13 protein-coding genes are annotated in these 15,393 nt (G+C 67.1%); 6 read left to right on the plus strand and 7 right to left on the minus strand.

Annotation, left to right across the window (positions count from 1 at the left end; all coding sequences use genetic code 11):
• Positions 1–85: 85 nt before the first annotated feature.
• Positions 86–928, plus strand: a complete 843-nt coding sequence (rsmI, locus tag HH308_RS05265) for a 16S rRNA (cytidine(1402)-2'-O)-methyltransferase (RefSeq protein WP_170193133.1) — start codon at positions 86–88, stop codon at positions 926–928.
• Positions 929–944: 16 nt separating this feature from the next.
• On the opposite strand, the gene HH308_RS05270 is transcribed toward rsmI, so the two are convergent.
• The 6 genes from HH308_RS05270 to HH308_RS05295 form a co-directional block, all read right to left on the minus strand.
• A complete protein-coding gene (locus tag HH308_RS05270) occupies positions 945–2,123 on the minus strand; it encodes an aminodeoxychorismate synthase component I (protein WP_170193134.1) in 1,179 nt (392 codons plus the stop codon).
• 10 nt (positions 2,124–2,133) lie between these two features.
• Positions 2,134–3,699 carry a methionine--tRNA ligase gene (gene metG / locus HH308_RS05275; RefSeq protein WP_170193135.1) on the minus strand — a complete coding sequence of 522 codons (1,566 nt, stop codon included), beginning with the start codon at positions 3,697–3,699 and terminating at the stop codon, positions 2,134–2,136.
• 64 nt (positions 3,700–3,763) lie between these two features.
• Positions 3,764–5,965: an EAL domain-containing protein gene (locus HH308_RS05280; protein WP_170193136.1), complete on the minus strand. Its 2,202-nt coding sequence runs from the start codon at positions 5,963–5,965 to the stop codon at positions 3,764–3,766.
• Positions 5,966–6,024: 59 nt separating this feature from the next.
• A complete protein-coding gene (locus tag HH308_RS05285; RefSeq protein ID WP_170193137.1) occupies positions 6,025–8,370 on the minus strand; it encodes a glycoside hydrolase family 65 protein in 2,346 nt (781 codons plus the stop codon).
• The gene (locus HH308_RS05290) at positions 8,370–9,104 is read right to left on the minus strand and encodes an HAD family hydrolase (protein WP_312870391.1); all 735 of its coding nucleotides are present in this window, start codon (positions 9,102–9,104) and stop codon (positions 8,370–8,372) included. The genes HH308_RS05285 and HH308_RS05290 overlap by 1 nt, the downstream gene beginning before the upstream one ends.
• A 68-nt stretch (positions 9,105–9,172) precedes the next feature.
• Positions 9,173–9,775, minus strand: a complete 603-nt coding sequence (locus tag HH308_RS05295; RefSeq protein ID WP_170193139.1) for a TetR/AcrR family transcriptional regulator — start codon at positions 9,773–9,775, stop codon at positions 9,173–9,175.
• Positions 9,776–9,868: 93 nt separating this feature from the next.
• Here HH308_RS05295 and HH308_RS05300 point away from each other — a divergent pair, with 93 nt between their 5' ends.
• Both HH308_RS05300 and HH308_RS05305 read left to right on the plus strand, forming a co-directional pair.
• A complete protein-coding gene (locus HH308_RS05300) occupies positions 9,869–10,894 on the plus strand; it encodes a hypothetical protein (protein WP_170193140.1) in 1,026 nt (341 codons plus the stop codon).
• Positions 10,895–10,971: 77 nt separating this feature from the next.
• Positions 10,972–11,808 (plus strand): PhzF family protein, encoded by an 837-nt coding sequence (locus tag HH308_RS05305; RefSeq protein ID WP_170193209.1) that lies wholly within the window; start codon positions 10,972–10,974, stop codon positions 11,806–11,808.
• Here the strand turns inward: HH308_RS05305 and HH308_RS05310 are convergent.
• On the minus strand, positions 11,783–12,271 hold the full coding sequence (locus HH308_RS05310) for a winged helix DNA-binding protein (RefSeq protein WP_170193141.1): 489 nt from the start codon (positions 12,269–12,271) through the stop codon (positions 11,783–11,785). The genes HH308_RS05305 and HH308_RS05310 overlap by 26 nt on opposite strands.
• Before the next feature lie 203 nt (positions 12,272–12,474).
• Between HH308_RS05310 and HH308_RS05315 the strand changes: the two genes are divergently transcribed.
• The 3 genes from HH308_RS05315 (at position 12,475) to rsmA (ending at position 15,386) form a co-directional block, all read left to right on the plus strand.
• A complete protein-coding gene (locus HH308_RS05315; protein WP_312870392.1) occupies positions 12,475–13,317 on the plus strand; it encodes a TatD family hydrolase in 843 nt (280 codons plus the stop codon).
• A gap of 93 nt (positions 13,318–13,410) precedes the next feature.
• Entirely contained in the window at positions 13,411–14,523 is a 1,113-nt protein-coding gene (locus HH308_RS05320) for a resuscitation-promoting factor (RefSeq protein ID WP_170193142.1), read from the plus strand.
• On the plus strand, positions 14,487–15,386 hold the full coding sequence (rsmA, locus tag HH308_RS05325) for a 16S rRNA (adenine(1518)-N(6)/adenine(1519)-N(6))-dimethyltransferase RsmA (RefSeq protein ID WP_170193211.1): 900 nt from the start codon (positions 14,487–14,489) through the stop codon (positions 15,384–15,386). The genes HH308_RS05320 and rsmA overlap by 37 nt, the downstream gene beginning before the upstream one ends.
• Positions 15,387–15,393: the final 7 nt, after the last annotated feature.

The following is a 15,393-nucleotide window of genomic DNA, read 5'->3' on the forward strand; positions in this document are numbered from 1 at the left end:
CCAGCCGTCCAGCTGACTCACGGCAACCGGCCAACAATCTCCGACACGGGACACTAGAGGTCGACGCCGCACATAGGGTGGAGGCATGACTTCATCGTCGGCCGGTCGACTGATTCTCGCGGCGACGCCGATGGGCCAGTACGGTGACGCGTCACCGCGACTCCGTCAGGCGCTCGCCGACGCCGACATCGTCGCCGCCGAAGACACCCGCCGCGCCAAAGCGCTCGCGGCCGGCCTGGACGTCACCATCGGCGGGCGGCTGATCAGCTACTACGACCAGGTCGAAGCCGCCCGGACACCCGCGCTCGTCGAGGCGATCGCCGGCGGCGCCGACGTCCTGGTGGTCACCGACGCCGGGATGCCGTCGGTCAGCGACCCTGGATTCAAACTGGTCGCGGCGTGCGCACAGGCGGGATTGCCGGTGACGTGCCTGCCCGGTCCGTCAGCGGTGACGACGGCGCTTGCGGTGTCGGGTCTGCCCTCCGAGCGGTTCTGCTTCGACGGATTCGCGCCCCGCAAACCCGGTGCCCGCACCGCATGGTTGACGACGCTGGCGACCGAGCCGCGCACGGTCGTGTTCTTCGAGTCGCCGCATCGCCTGGCCGACACGCTGTCGGCGGCGGTCTCGGTACTCGGGGCGGATCGACGCGCTGTCGTGTGTCGCGAGCTCACCAAGACCTACGAAGAGATTCGGCGCGGCACCCTCGGCGAATTGGCGGGGTGGGCCGCCGACGGCGTACGCGGCGAGATCACCGTCGTCGTGGCACCTGCCGACGCCGTCGACGCCGACCCGGCTGATCTGGTCGATCAAGTGGAAGCGCTTGTGGCGCAAGGTGATCGTCTGAAAGATGCGTGCGGTCAAGTGGCCACCGAGGCGGGTGTGTCACGGCGCGAGTTGTACGAGGCGGTGCTGGCGGCACGCGGATGAGGGAATCCCTACCGACTCACCTCTGGAAACCCACGATCGACGAGGCCTTGTCCAGGCACTCCTGCCATTCGCGCGCCGGATCCGAGTCGATGGTGATGCCGCCGCCTACGCCCAGGGTCGCTGATCCCTCCGGGGTGATCTGCACCGTCCGGATCGCCACATTCAGGTCGAGCTCGTGGTCGGGTCCAGCGAAACCTATTGCGCCGCAATAGACTCCGCGCGCCGACGGCTCCCAATCGGCGAGGAGTTCGCACGCGCGGATCTTCGGGGTGCCCGTCACCGACGCCGGGGGGAACGTAGCGTCGAGAAGCGCCTCGTTGCCGACGGTGTCGTCGAGCACCGCCGACACGGTCGAGACGAGGTGCCATACGCCGGGCGCGGGTACCACCGAGAGCAGATCGGGAACGGTGACCGAGCCGATCCGTGCCACGTGCCCGAGGTCGTTGCGGACGAGGTCGACGATCATGATGTTCTCGGCGACGTCCTTGACCGAGCTGCGCAAGGACGCCGGGTCGTCGCCCGCGGCGATGGTGCCTTTGATCGGGCTCGAGCGCACCGCTCCCGCGCTGCGGGCGAGGAACAGTTCCGGCGAGAAGCTTGCAACGGCTCCCCAATCGCCCTGCAGGAAAGCAGCTTTCGCCGGCCGCGTGGCCGCGGCGAGGTCGCCGAAGAAGTCCAGCGGCCGACCGTCGAGCCGACCGGTGAAACGAGTGCACACGCATGCCTGATAGATCTCGCCGGCCCGGATCGCTTCGAGACAGTCCTCGACGGCCGCGACGTGCGGCGCCCGTTCCGGCGCCGTCCACGACGCAGTCCACGGTCGGCCGTCGCCGACTTCGCCTGCCACCGAAAGGCTTTCGGCAATCCAATCGGGACACTGCGCGCCGCCGACGTGTCGATACCGCCAGTGGCCGTCGCGGAGCACCACGATGTCGTCGGACATGCCTCCGACGACGTCGGGTAGCGCCGCGACGTCGGCGCGATCCCCGAAGTCGCCGAGCCCGAACCCGAGATAGCCGATCCAAAACCGTTGCGGCCGATCGGGAATCGTGACGCCGGGCCGCAGCGTGACAGACGGCATGATCACGGCCTCACCGCCGGCCCAGTCGCCGATCAATGCGGCGGGCCCGGGTAGTCCACCCGCCCGGGCGCGGGAGTCGAGTGCTCGCAGCACTGCCAACGGCGATGCCGTCATGCAGACTCGATCAGGCCTCGTAGCGGGGGAACACCGGCGACGGCTTCGGCAGTGCGGTACCCGGAGCCAGACGTGTTGCAGTGGCGGTGAATTCGCGAGCGTCGGGGTCGACGACGAGCAAGTCGAGCAGCGTCGCGCACGACGTCGGCATCACCGGCTGCGCCAGCAATGCGACGATTCGCACCACCTCCGCGCACACGTAGAGCACGGTGCCGGTCCGCTCGAGGTCGGTCTTGGACAGCTTCCACGGTTCCTGTGCGGAGATGTAGCGATTGGTCTCGGCGAGCGTCGACCACAGCACCTCGATGCCCAAATGTATTGCCTGGTCGTCGAAGTGGCCGCGCATCTGCTCGAGCAGTCCATCGGCGCGGGCCAGCAGAGCGGCGTCGTCGGCGGTGTATTCGGCCGGCTGCGGAACGGCGCCGTCGAAGTACTTCACGATCATCGACAGCGTGCGCTGTGCGAGGTTGCCGAATTCGTTGGCCAGGTCGGCGTTGATACGCGAGACGATGGCGTCGGTGGAGTACGAGCCGTCCTGCCCGTAGGACACCTCCCGCAGGAAGAAGTACCGCACGGGATCGAGTCCGTATTCGTCGATCAGCGCTTGCGGGTCGACGACGTTGCCGACCGACTTGCTCATCTTCTCGCCCTTGTTGAACAAGAAGCCATGTGCGAACACACGTTTCGGCAATTCGATGCCGGCGCTGAGCAAGAATGCCGGCCAGTACACGCAGTGGAATCGGATGATGTCTTTGCCGATGATGTGCAGGTCGGCCGGCCAATACCGGCGCATCGTCGCGTCGTCGTCGGGGAAGCCGACGCCGGTGAGGTAATTGGTCAGCGCATCGACCCAGACGTACATGACATGGTCGGGGTGACCGGGCACCGGCACGCCCCAGTCGAACGTGGTGCGCGAGATCGACAGGTCGTTGAGGCCGCCCTTGACGAAGCTGAGCACTTCGTTGCGCCGGACGTCGGGGCCGATGAACTCCGGATGCGACTCGTAGAGCTCGATGAGGCGATCCTGGAAGGCCGAGAGCCGGAAGAAGTACGTCTCTTCCTCAGTCCACGTCAATTTGTGGCCGGTGTCGGTGGCGACGCGGTTGCCCGCGTCGTCGGTGGAGGTGTCGGCCTCGGCGTAGAAGGCTTCGTCGCGGACGTCGTACCAGCCGGAGTACTTGTCGAGGTAGATGTCGCCGGCATCGGCCATCCGCTGCCAGATCGCCTCCGACGCACGCTGGTGGTCGGCGTCGGAGGTACGGATGAAGCGGTCGAAGCTCGACCCCAGCCGCTCCTGCAGCGCCTGGAACTGGTCGGAGTTGCGATTGGCGAGTTCGTCGGTGGGGATGCCCTCGGCCTCGGCGGTCTGCTGCATCTTCTGCCCGTGGACGTCGGTGCCGGTGAGGAACCGGACGTCGAAGCCGTCGAGGCGTTTGAACCGAGCGAGCGTGTCGGCCGAAATGTATTCGTAGGCGTGCCCGATGTGCGGGGCGCCGTTGGGGTACGCGATGGCCGTGGTCAGGTAAAACGGGCGGGACTGACCGTGTGAGGCTGCGGTGGCATTGGTGCTCGACATGATCGTCTCATGGTAGCCGCGGAGGGTGGTGAGTTCGCGAGGTGGTGGGTCTGTCGGTCCCCGGTCAGGTGGGTTGCACCGGTGCCGGCCGATCGACGTTCCGCGCCACCCACTCGAACAACTCATCGGCGGTCATCGGTTCGGCGATCAATGGACCCGCAATCATGTCGCAGCCGATCGCGGCGAGGGTATCGACGATCGCGTGTGATTCGACGCCGTCGACGATGACGGTGAGACCGAGGTGATGGGCAGCGTCGATGATCGATTCGGCCGGGCCGACGTGATCCGGGTCGTCGGCGTCGCCCAGCAGTGCCCGATCGATCTGCACCGCCGTCACCGGTAGCCGTTCGAGGCGGGCCAACGCCGAGAAATCGGGTCCGATGTCGTCGATGTCGATGCACCCTCCGAGTTCGCGCAACTCGCGCAGGAGTCGTGCGGTCAGCGCGGCGTCCAGATCGTCGTGCACCGGGGACCGGTCGGGCGGCAGCCCACGGAGAAACCGCATCGCGCGGATTCGCCCCGTTGCGCGGCTGCCGCCCGCCGACGAGGAGATATCCATCGAGATGGGCAGCGGTGTCGCGCGTCGGTGCAGGTCAGCCGCGGTCGACAGCACGGTCCGCAGCGCCGAGGTGGTGAGCGCGTCGATCAGTGGGTCCGTGCCGACCAGCGGGAGGAGATCGGACAGGCACAGAGCGCCACGCGTCGGGTGTTTCCAGTGGACCAGTGCCTGGGCGCTGACGACTCGGTGGTCCCCGACGGCGACCACCGGCCGGTAGGTGACGGTCAGTGCATCGGCCTCGACGGCTTCGCGCGGGCCGGCGACCGGCGCGATCGGCCCAGATGGTGGACTGAGCGAATCGGGCGCCGCGTAGGCGACGACGCCGCCGCGGTCTTTGGCCCGATAGAGCGCCTCGTCGGCCACGCGCAGGAGCTGCGGGATGTCGCTGCCGTGGTCGGGGTTGTAGGCCACACCGATGCTGGCGCCGATCCGCACCGGCACACCGTCGAGCACGGCCGGCCGCTCGATTTCGTCGAGGATCTGCCGCGTGCACTCGGGCACCGCCGAGGCAGGCAGCACGACCGCGAACTCGTCCCCACCGAGCCGGGCGAGCAATTGCGGTCCCGCCAGGTCGTCGAGCCGGCGGCCGATGACGCGGAGCAAATCGTCGCCGCTCGCGTGCCCCATGGTGTCGTTGACCACCTTGAACTTGTCGAGATCGATGAGTAACAGGGCCGTACCGCTGCGCGCGGCCAGCTCGGCACCCTGCGCGTAGAAGCCGCGCCGGTTCGGCAGTCCGGTGAGTTCGTCGGTTTCGGCGAGGATGCGGAGTTGGGCCGCGGCGTCGATCTGGCTATACGAGATGGCCAGCCGTGCGAGCGCGACCAGGACCGTTATCGCGGCGCTCCAGATCGCGAAACCGGTGATCGGGTGAAATGCTCCGATGGTGAGGACGGCGACGGCGACCGCCGAGGTGAGTAGCGGCATTCCGATGACCAGTCGTCGGGCATCGGTCGGCTGCGCCCGCACCTGCGACCACCCCGGCAACAACGCGATCAGGAGAGTTCGCAACTCCAGGATGTCGTCGAGCGGATCGCCGGAGTGCGCGCCGCTGACGACCGCTGCCAGCAGCATCCAGACCACGCCGCACGCCAGCCCGAGGACCATCAGCGAGCATTCGGGCGAGAACCGCCAGCGCCGCATCGCCATGATGATCGACACCTCGACGAACACCGCCGCCTGTACCGCGACGTATCCGATCATCACCGCGTTGACGGTGTCGTCGTTGGTCAGCACACGGTCGATCCACGGCCCGCCCAGGGCGCTGAGGACAGTGATCAACCCGCATCCGACCAGCAGTCCATCGAGGTCCGCGGAATTGTCCATATGGCGGCGCTGATGGATGCCGAAGAGCGCGAAGGCGACGATGAGCTGGGCGAACATCACGAAGATCAGGATGTCCACGGGGCTCACACCCGACCGGAATCCGAAGCTGGCAAAGCAGAAGAAATAGATCTTCGCCGCGGACTCCGCGCAGAGCGCGCCCACCGCCCAGATCCAGATGCGCAAGGTCCGCGCGGCACGTGCGCGCAGATAGCACAGCAGTGCGCAGGACAGACTGATCGCGATCTGCCAGCCGCCGTCGAGCCAGGCCACCGCGTGGTCGGGCCCGACGCCGGGGATCGTCCGGACCGCGTAACCGATGATCAGAGCGAGGCACCAGACGTGCCACCACGTCACGAAGGTGCGCCTTGCCCCGTCGGCCATTCGGGAAACGCTACTCGGCCGACCAGCCGTCGCGGAGCAGACGCGACGACACTCGCCGATCATTCCCGTCGATACGGCTCACATCCGATCGGCGCCTTCGGCGGCTCGGTGGTCACCAGCGACGGGATGTCGAGGGTGACCGGACCGGCGTCGAGCAGGAACGGTTCGCCGTGGTGGGCCAGCTGGATCGCCGGGCCTTCCATCAGGCGATAGGTAGCCGTGCTCGGATCGATCGCGACGACGATCTTCGACCCACGCACCACCATGCGAAACGACAGATACGACAACCGCGTCGGCAACCTGGGCGCGAAGGTGATCCGCCCACCGAAGTCGCGCATGCCGCCGAATCCGGCCACGCAGTCCATCCACGCTCCGGCCAGCGCCGCGATGTGCAGGCCGCTGCTGACGTTCTTGTGCAGGTCGTGCAGATCGGTGAAGACCGACTCGCACATCAGGTCGTAAGCGAGGTCGAGGTAGCCCACCTCGGCCGCGACGATCGCCTCGCAGCACGCCGACAATGACGAGTCGCGCACCGTCAACGGGTAGTAGTAGTCGAAGTTGCGCAGCTTCTGATCCGGCGTGAAGGCGTCGCCGCGGGTGTACATCGCGAACACCAGATCGGCCTGCTTGATGACCTGCTTGCGATACAGGTCGTAGTACGGGTAGTTCAACAGTAACGGGTATTTGCCCTGGGACGCTTCGAAGTCCCACGGTCCCAGATTCGTGAACGACTCGCACTGCTGGTGCACGCCGAGCTTCTCGTCGAACGGGATCACCATGGCATCGGCACACGAAACCCAGTGCGCGACTTCGGCGTCGGTGACACCCAACTCGGCTGCCACTTCGGGACGCCGACGCACCGCGGCCACCGCGTCGCGCAGATTCTGTTGCGCGGCAAGGTTGGTGAAGATGTTGTTGTTGACGATCGCGGTGTACTCGTCGGGTCCGGTGACACCGTCGATGCGGAATCCCCCGTTGGAGTCATGGTGGCCGAGACCGGCGAACATGCGTGCCGTCTCCACCAACAGCTCGACGCCGCACTCGGTTTCGAATTGCTCGTCATCGGTGGCACGCAGATAGCGTGCCGTCGCATTCGCGATGTCGGCGCTCACGTGAACGCCCGCGGTGCCGGCCGGCCAATAGCCCGAACACTCGTCGCCGTTGATCGAGCGCCACGGGAACATCGCGCCGGGCTGCGAGAGCTCCTGGGCGCGGTGGCGTGCCTTGTCCAACGTCGAGTGGCGCCAACGCAATTCCTCGCCGGCCGACGCCGGGACGGTGTAGGTCAACATCGGCAGCACGAACGACTCGGTGTCCCAGAAGGCATGGCCGTCGTAGCCCGGACCGGTGAGGCCCTTCGCGGGGATCGCGCGCGACTGTCCGCGAGCACCCGCCTGCAGAACATGGAACAGTGCGAATCGGATCGCCTGCTGCAGTTCGGGATCGCCGTCGAGCTCGATGTCGGCGTTGTGCCAGAAGTCCTCCAGGTAGGCGGCCTGGTCGGCTTTCAGTTCCTCCCAACCGGTTTCGACGGCCATCGCCAGCGCCGCGTCGACCTGGGCGCGCAGCGCGGGAACGCTGCGGCGCGCCGACCAGCCGTATCCCATGTACTTGGTGAGCACGAGTTTGGTGCCCTGCGGCACGTTCGCGGCGACGGTCAGGCGCGCGAGATCGCCCTCAGCGCGTACGAAAGTGTCTGCGGTGTCGGGGAATTCGATCTCGTGATCCATCCCGGCGGCCATGTGCAGGCCCGACTGCTTGGTGTGGTGGACGAGCACACCCCAGTAGTTGCGGCATTCGGCCAGGTCGGAGACCAGCGGGGCGTCGAGCGCCGCGGCCAGGCGGGGATCGCTACCGGGCGGCGCCACCGGCTCGTTGGCCAGAAGATCCGACTGCACAACGAGTTTCATGCCCTCGCCGATCGGTTCGACCTCGTAGCGGATCGCGGCGATGGTGCGTTTGGTGAAGGACACGAGCCGCTCGGACTTGATCCGCACGGTACGCCCGGTGGGGGAGGTCCACAGCGTCTCTCGACGGAGCGTTCCGGTCCGGAAGTCAAGTGTGCGTTCGTGTTCCACGGTCGTGCCGTAGCGCAGATCCATCGGCTCGTCTTCGACGAGAAGCCGGATGATCTTGCCGTCGGTCACGTTCACCACGGTCTGACCCGACTCCGGGTAGCCGTAACCGCTTTCGGCATAAGGCAATCCGCGCAGCTCGTAGAAGCCGTTGAGGTAGGTGCCCGGCATGTCGACCGGTTCGCCCTCCTCGAAGCTGCCGCGCAACCCGATGTGTCCGTTGGACAGCGCGAACAACGACTCGGTGACCGACAACATGTCCACGTTCAGGCCGCGCCAACTCAGCTGCCACGGGTGGACGTCGAAACCATGATCAGGGGTAGTGGCCATCACGACTCTCCTTCGAGCAGCTGGTCGAGATCGGTGACGACGACATCGGCGCCCGCGGCGGTCATCGACGCCGCCTGTGTTCCGCCGACACGGTCGATGCCGACGACGTATCCGAACTTTCCCGCGACACCGGACTCGATGCCCGACAACGCATCTTCGAAGACCGCGGCCTGCGCCGCGGGCACGCCCATCAGTTCCGCGCCGAGCAGATAGGAATCCGGTGCCGGCTTGCCGGGCAGTCCGCGCCGGGCCACTTCGATGCCGTCGACGCGCACCCGAATGAACTTCGACAGGTCGGCGGCGTCGAGCACGGCCGCACCGTTCTTCGACGACGTCACCACGGCGATGCCCAGCCCGGCGTCGGAAGCGGCCTGCAGGTAGCGCACCGACCCGGGGTACGGAGTCACGCCGTCGCGCTGCAGCAGAGCGGTGAATCGGTTGTTCTTGCCCTCGCCGATGGCGTCGGCGGTCGCATCGTCGACGGTGACGTTGCGCGACGCCAGAAAGTTGCGCACGCCGTCGGCGCGGGGGCGCCCGTCGACGTAGTCGAGGTAGTCCTGCTCGGTGAACGGGCGGTAATCCTCGTTCGGTTGCCCGGAGCCGTCGGTCGAGCGTTTGGACAGGAAAGCGTCGAACGCTTCACCCCAGGCGGTGCGGTGCAGCACGGCGGTCGTGGTCAACACGCCGTCGAGATCGAATAGTGCGACTTTGATTGCATCTGGCAAACCCAACACCTCCGAAACGGTACCTGTCTTCGACCGATATGGCGCGCGATGCGCAAGGGTTGTGCGCGCGTCGAATCTCATTCGTCGGCGGGGCCGTCCGCGCCCGAGTGCAGGCGCCACAACGGAACGGTGATGTCGTCGACGACGGCGGTGATCTGATCGTCGGACAGGCTGCCGCGGATCAGGATGTGGTGGCGCGCGAGATCCATCGGCATCCGCACCGCGGCGGCGGGAATCGGCGCAGAGCCGAGTTCGCCCCGAATGCGTGCTCGCTCGATGACGGCCGACATCAGCGTCTCGTTGTGCGTGAAGAGCAGCGCGTCGAGCGCGCCGGATTCGGCGACGTCGAGGTCGGCGAGCAGACCCAGCGCTGTTCGGCGTTGATCGGGTATGGCCAGTTCGCGCATCGCGATGAGGCGCGAGGCGAGGTCGGTGCGCAGGTCGCCCGCGCCGGGATCGTCGGCTAATGCCGGCAGCTGGGCTGCCACCCGCGCGGTGATGGCGGCCACGACCATCTCGGCCTTCGTCGGCCAGCGGCGGTACAGCACGGGTTTGCTGGTGCCCGCACGGGCGGCGACTCCCTCGTAGGTGGTTCCGCTGTATCCCAATTCGGTGAGTTCGCCGAAAATCGCGGCGTGCAGCGCCGCTTCCAGTGCGGCGCCGCGGCGGCGAGTAGTCATAGCGCTCCCAATAGAAGATACGTTGCGTATCTTAAAAGTCGAGACTACTCTCTCGACTCAGAAGATACGAACCGTATCCAAAGGAGAATTCAGATGACTGACACGACCGCTACGGCGTCGCGGGCCTCGAGCGAGGGACGGCGCGTCGCCCTCCTCGTATTGGGGTTGACGGCGCTGCTCGGAATAATGCTGACCGCGTTCGCGCTGCCCGCGATTCACTCCGGGGCCAAAGGGGACGTACCGATCGGAGTAGTTGCCGCGCCGCCGGCTGCCGACCAGCTGACGCAGCGGCTCGGCGGTTCGTTCGACGTCACGGTATATCCGGACGCTCAAGCGGCCCGACAGGCGATCTTGCACCGCGACAGCTACGGTGCGCTTGTCGTGACGCCGGGGCATCTGGAGGTGATGGTCGCGACGGCGGCGAGTACCGCGGTGGCGCAGGCGATCACCCAGGTGGGTACGGGAGTGGCTGCGGCCCTGCATGTTTCGCCGTCGGTGACCGAGGTGCGCGGCTTCCCGGCCGGCGATCCGCGAGGCGCGGGTCTCTCCGCGGGCGCCCTGCCGCTCGCCCTGGGCGGATGGATCGGCGCGGTGTTGATCATGCAGTTGATCGCTTCGTCGCGCAGCCGCATCGTCGCGGTGTTCGCGTTCGCCGTCGTCGGCGGATTCGCGCTGACGGCGATCATCCAGTTCGGGTTCGGGACTTTCGACGGGAACTATCTGCTGACGTCGCTCGCGGCCGCACTGGGTATCGCCGCAACCGCGATGGGCGTCCTGGGATTGCGGGAACTCTTCGGCAATATCGGCCTCGTCATCGCCGCCGTCGCCCTCATCCTGCTCGGGAATCCACTGTCCGGACTGACCAGCGCGCCCGAGATGCTGCCCGCGCCATGGGGATTCATCGGCCAGCTGTTGCCGCCGGGAGCGACCGGCGCGTTGCTGCGCGACGTCGCGCTGTTCGACGGGTGGGGTGCGACGCACGGGTTGATCGTGTTGGTCTGCTGGCTGGTGGTCGGTCTGGCGTTCTACGCGCTCGGTTTGCGGCGGCAGGCGTCGAAGGACATCGAACCGTCCGCGCAGCCGGACGAGACCGCGGCCACCGTCGACGCCGCGCACTGACAGCACGATCCGCGGCGTTCGTCGGCTGAGGAAAAATCAACTGACGTGCCGGCCCGGACCGTGCCACGATGACGCTCATGCTCCGTGAATTCGCTCAGGTCGATGTGTTCAGTTCCGTTCCGGTTCGCGGCAATCCGGTCGCCGTCGTCGTCGACGCCGCAGGTGTCTCCGACGCAGAGATGGCCGCCTTCGCACGGTGGACGAATCTGTCGGAGACGACGTTCATCTTGCCGGCCGACGACGAGCGCGCCGACTACCGCCTGCGAATCTTCACTCCCGCAGGCGAATTGCCCTTCGCCGGGCATCCGACGCTCGGGTCGGCGCACGCCTGGTCGGCGGCCGGCGGCACACCGCGGGGCGAGACGATCGTGCAGGAGTGCGGAGCCGGACTCGTCGACATCCGCGTCGACGGTGACCGTTTCGCCTTCGCCGCGCCGCCGCTGACACGCAGCGGACCGGTCGCGCAAGAGACGTTGGCGCAGGTGGCCGGCGCGCTCGGGATCGGCGTCGACGCGATCGTCGATGCCGCGTGGGTCGCCAACGGGCCCAACTGGATCGGGCTGCTCCTCGACTCGGCGCAGGCCGTCCTCGACCTGCGCCCGGATCTGGCGGCGATGGGCGGCCACGAAGTCGGAGTTGTCGGTCCGTACACGAATTCCGTTGCGGGGGAACCGAATTACGAGGTGCGAGCATTCGCGCCCGGCCAGGGGGTCCCGGAGGACCCGATCACCGGGAGCCTCAACGCCGGTCTCGCGATGTGGCTACGTGCCGCACACGGCGCCCCGGCGTCGTACATCGCGGCGCAGGGGACGGTGCTCGACCGCGTCGGACGAGTCTTCGTCGACGACGACGGTGAGCGGATCTGGATCGGCGGACACACCGCGACGGTCATCGCGGGGACGGTGCAGTTGTAGTCTCGGCTTCCCGCCCGAGCTGGATCAGGGTCGCCAGGGCCGTGCGCAGCGCTGCGACGTCGTCCGGCCCCACGCGTGCGGTCAGCTCAGCGTCGATACGTCGGCGTGCGTCGGCTTGTACGGCTGCCGCACCGCGGCCCCGTGTGCTCAGGGTGACGACTGGCCCGTGCTGATCCTGCCGGCCCGCACGGCGTTCGAGGTAGCCTCGCTCCACCAGCGTTTCCACCAGTTGCCGCGCGGACCGCTCGGAGATGCGCAAATCGCGAATGAGGTCCGCCAGTGGTGCGTCATCTGCGCCTGACGCGAGTCCGCCGATGACGTACAGGCCGTTCTTCGGAATGTCGTCGTAACCCGACTCCTCCAACGCTGCACGCATCGCCGTGCCATAGGTCGTGCGGGCATGACGGAGCAGTGCGGGAATGCTCACGTCGTCGAGTGACGTCACCTGATCTTCGTGACTCACGAGGATGCGGCCTTCGGTGGGCGCGCGACATCTCGATGACCAGGACGCCGTCGATGGTGGCCGGCGTCGAACGCGGTGTGTTCCGGCATGGTGAGTCTCCTCAGACGGGTGCGACGCTATGGGCCTGCCGCGAAGTTGTCAACACGGTTGACCGATGGGCGCCAGGCGGTGCCGCTCGACGTCCACCTGGCACAGTAGACCCGGTGAGTAAGAACCGTCGTCGTGAACCGCCGCCAGATCCGACGCCCCTGCCCGGGCTGATCGACGCGCACACCCATCTGGCGGCATGCGGCGGCCGCGACGCGGAGTCGGTCCGGGCAATCCTCGACCACGCCGAGAAGGTCGGTGTGGGAGAGGTGGTCACCGTCGCCGACGACATGATCGACGCGCGGTGGGCCGTCGCCGCGGCGGAGTGGGACGACCGTGTCTATGCCGCCGTCGCGCTGCATCCGACGCACGCAGACGATCTGACCGAGGTGACCGGCGCCGAGCTGGAAGAGCTGGCGGCGCACCCGCGCGTCGTCGCGGTGGGCGAGACGGGCCTCGACTACTACTGGCCGGGCAAGTCCGAGACGTGTGCCGAACCGGCCCGGCAGAAGGACGTCTTCGCTTGGCACATCGACCTCGCCAAGCGTGTCGGCAAGCCGCTGATGATTCACAACCGGGAAGCCGACGCCGATCTGCTCGACGTGCTGGCGGCCGAGGGCTCGCCAGAGACCGTGATCATGCATTGCTTCTCCGGTGACCGAAACGTTGCACGCCGATGCATCGACCGTGGCTACTATCTCAGTTTTGCGGGAACTGTGACCTTTACCAATGCTTCAGAGTTGGCCGAGGCATCGAAGATCGTGCCCGACGATAAGATCCTGGTCGAGACCGACGCGCCCTTTCTGACCGCGCATCCCTACCGTGGCCAGCCGAATCAGCCGTACTGCCTGCCGTTCACCGCGCGCGGGCTCGCCGAGATCCGCGGCGTCGACGCTGCGACCCTCGCTGTGCAATTGGGACAAAACGCCCGCGCTGCCTACCGCCTACCTTTGCGGTAGGTGTATTACTTCGTTACCATACTGTGATCCGTCGAAACCTTCGGGTACCCGACGGAGCCGAACGAACTGTCGTCGAGCCAGGATTGCCACCACGTGTCTGTCGTTTCAAAGCTCAATAGCTCCCAATCGAACCGTGCGCGGCTGGCCGTCGGCGCGGTCGCGCTGACCGTCGCAGCAGGTGGTGCGATGGGCGTTGCGGTGCACAAGAACGTCACCATCGACGTCGACGGCAACGTGTCGCACGTGTCCACGATGTCGATGTCGGTCGACTCGGTGCTGCGGTCGCAGGGCCTCACGCCGGCAGACGGCGATCTCATCGTGCCGTCGGCGGATTCGGCGCTGCACGACGGCGAGACCGTCCGGATCAAGCGGATGAAGTCGGTGACCCTCGACGTCGAAGGCGTCCCCAAGACGGTCCGTACCAACGCCTCGACGGTTCCCGAACTGCTCGCCCAGAGCAATCTCGGCGGTTCGACGAGCGATACGCAGTACGCGACGCTGCCGACCGACGGCGCCGTCGTCGATGTGACGCTGCCGAAGAAGGTCAAGCTCACCGACGGCACCGTCACCTTCACGCCGATCGTCGCGGCCAAGACTGTCGCCGACGTCCTCGCATTGACAGGCAAGCCGCTGGCGTCGACCGACGAGGTGGTACCGCCGGCGTCGACGGCTGTGAAGGCCGGCATGGCGATCACCGTGACCCGGATCCGCATCTCGCAGACCTCGCGTGTCGAGGCCGTCGCCCCGCCGCAGATCGAGAAGAAGGACCCGACGCTGATCAAGGATCGCAAGGTCGTCGTGAACCCGGGCAAGCCCGGCCAGGCGCTGGTGACCTACGAGATCACCACCGTGAACGGCAAAGAGACCAAGCGGACCAAGGTGCAGACGCAGACCACCACCGAGCCGGTCGCCGCGACCGTGCGCATCGGCACCAAGCCGGGCGCCCCCTATGTCGCACCGGGTTCGGTGTGGGACGCGCTGGCCCAGTGCGAGTCGACCGGCAACTGGGCGATCAACAACGGCAACGGCTTCTACGGCGGCATTCAGTTCGACGCCGGGACCTGGCTGCGCTGGGGTGGCGGCAAGTATGCACCGCGCGCCGACATGGCCACGCGTGAAGAGCAGATCGAGATCGCCAAGAAGACGCTCGCCGCACAGGGCTGGGGCGCCTGGCCGGCGTGCGCGTCGAGGCTCGGCCTGCGCTGAGTACCGACAGCTCGCCACAGCTTCTCGGTCCCGTCCAAATCCGTTCCCTCGCAGAGGAATTGGGCGTTCGGCCAACCAAGACCCTCGGTCAGAACTTCGTCCACGACGCCAACACGGTCCGGCGTATCGTCACGGCGTCGGGGATAACCCGCGAGGACACCGTCCTGGAGGTCGGGCCCGGGCTGGGCTCGTTGACTCTCGCACTGCTCGCGGTCGCCGGATCGGTGGTCGCGGTCGAGATCGATCCGGTCCTGGCCGGTCGGTTGCCGACGACGATCGCGCACTTCGCCCCCGGACAGGTCGATGACTTCTCGGTGGTGCTCGCCGACGCGATGAAGGTGCATGCCGCCGACCTGCCGTCGTCGCCGACGGCACTGGTCGCGAATCTCCCGTACAACGTCGCGGTGCCGGTGCTGTTGCATCTCATGGCTGAGATACCCACTCTTGCAACGGCTTTGGTAATGGTTCAGGCCGAAGTCGCGGACCGCTTGGCTGCTGGCCCGGGCAGCCGCGTGTACGGGGTGCCCAGCGTCAAGGCCCGGTATTACGGCACTGTCTCGCGTGCGGGGGCGGTGGGCCGCAACGTGTTCTGGCCCGAGCCGAAGGTCGAGTCGGGTCTCGTGCGGATCGAGCGCACCGACACCTATCCCGACGACGCCGATTTTCGACGCCGAGTGTTCGCCGTCATCGACGCGGCGTTCGCGCAGCGGCGCAAAACCCTGCGCGCCGCGCTCGCCGGCTGGGCGGGCGGCGCGCCCGAAGCCGAACGTCGGCTGCGTGCGGCCGGCATCGAACCGAGCACGCGCGGCGAGCGGCTCGACATCGACGACTTTGTCCGGTTGGCACAGGTCGAACCGGTTTAACTGCACT

The sequence above is a fragment of the Gordonia asplenii genome, assembly GCF_012933505.1.
Classification (GTDB): Bacteria; Actinomycetota; Actinomycetes; order Mycobacteriales; family Mycobacteriaceae; genus Gordonia; species Gordonia asplenii.

Bases quoted from the DNA above. Each gene is read 5' to 3' on its own strand.
- rsmI (WP_170193133.1), top strand. From the start codon at position 86: ATGACTTCATCGTCGGCCGGTCGACTGATTCTCGCGGCGACGCCGATG.
- HH308_RS05270 (WP_170193134.1), bottom strand. From the start codon at position 2,123: ATGACGGCATCGCCGTTGGCAGTGCTGCGAGCACTCGACTCCCGCGCC.
- metG (WP_170193135.1), bottom strand. From the start codon at position 3,699: ATGTCGAGCACCAATGCCACCGCAGCCTCACACGGTCAGTCCCGCCCG.
- HH308_RS05280 (WP_170193136.1), bottom strand. From the start codon at position 5,965: ATGGCCGACGGGGCAAGGCGCACCTTCGTGACGTGGTGGCACGTCTGG.
- HH308_RS05285 (WP_170193137.1), bottom strand. From the start codon at position 8,370: ATGGCCACTACCCCTGATCATGGTTTCGACGTCCACCCGTGGCAGCTG.
- HH308_RS05295 (WP_170193139.1), bottom strand. From the start codon at position 9,775: ATGACTACTCGCCGCCGCGGCGCCGCACTGGAAGCGGCGCTGCACGCC.
- HH308_RS05300 (WP_170193140.1), top strand. From the start codon at position 9,869: ATGACTGACACGACCGCTACGGCGTCGCGGGCCTCGAGCGAGGGACGG.
- HH308_RS05305 (WP_170193209.1), top strand. From the start codon at position 10,972: ATGCTCCGTGAATTCGCTCAGGTCGATGTGTTCAGTTCCGTTCCGGTT.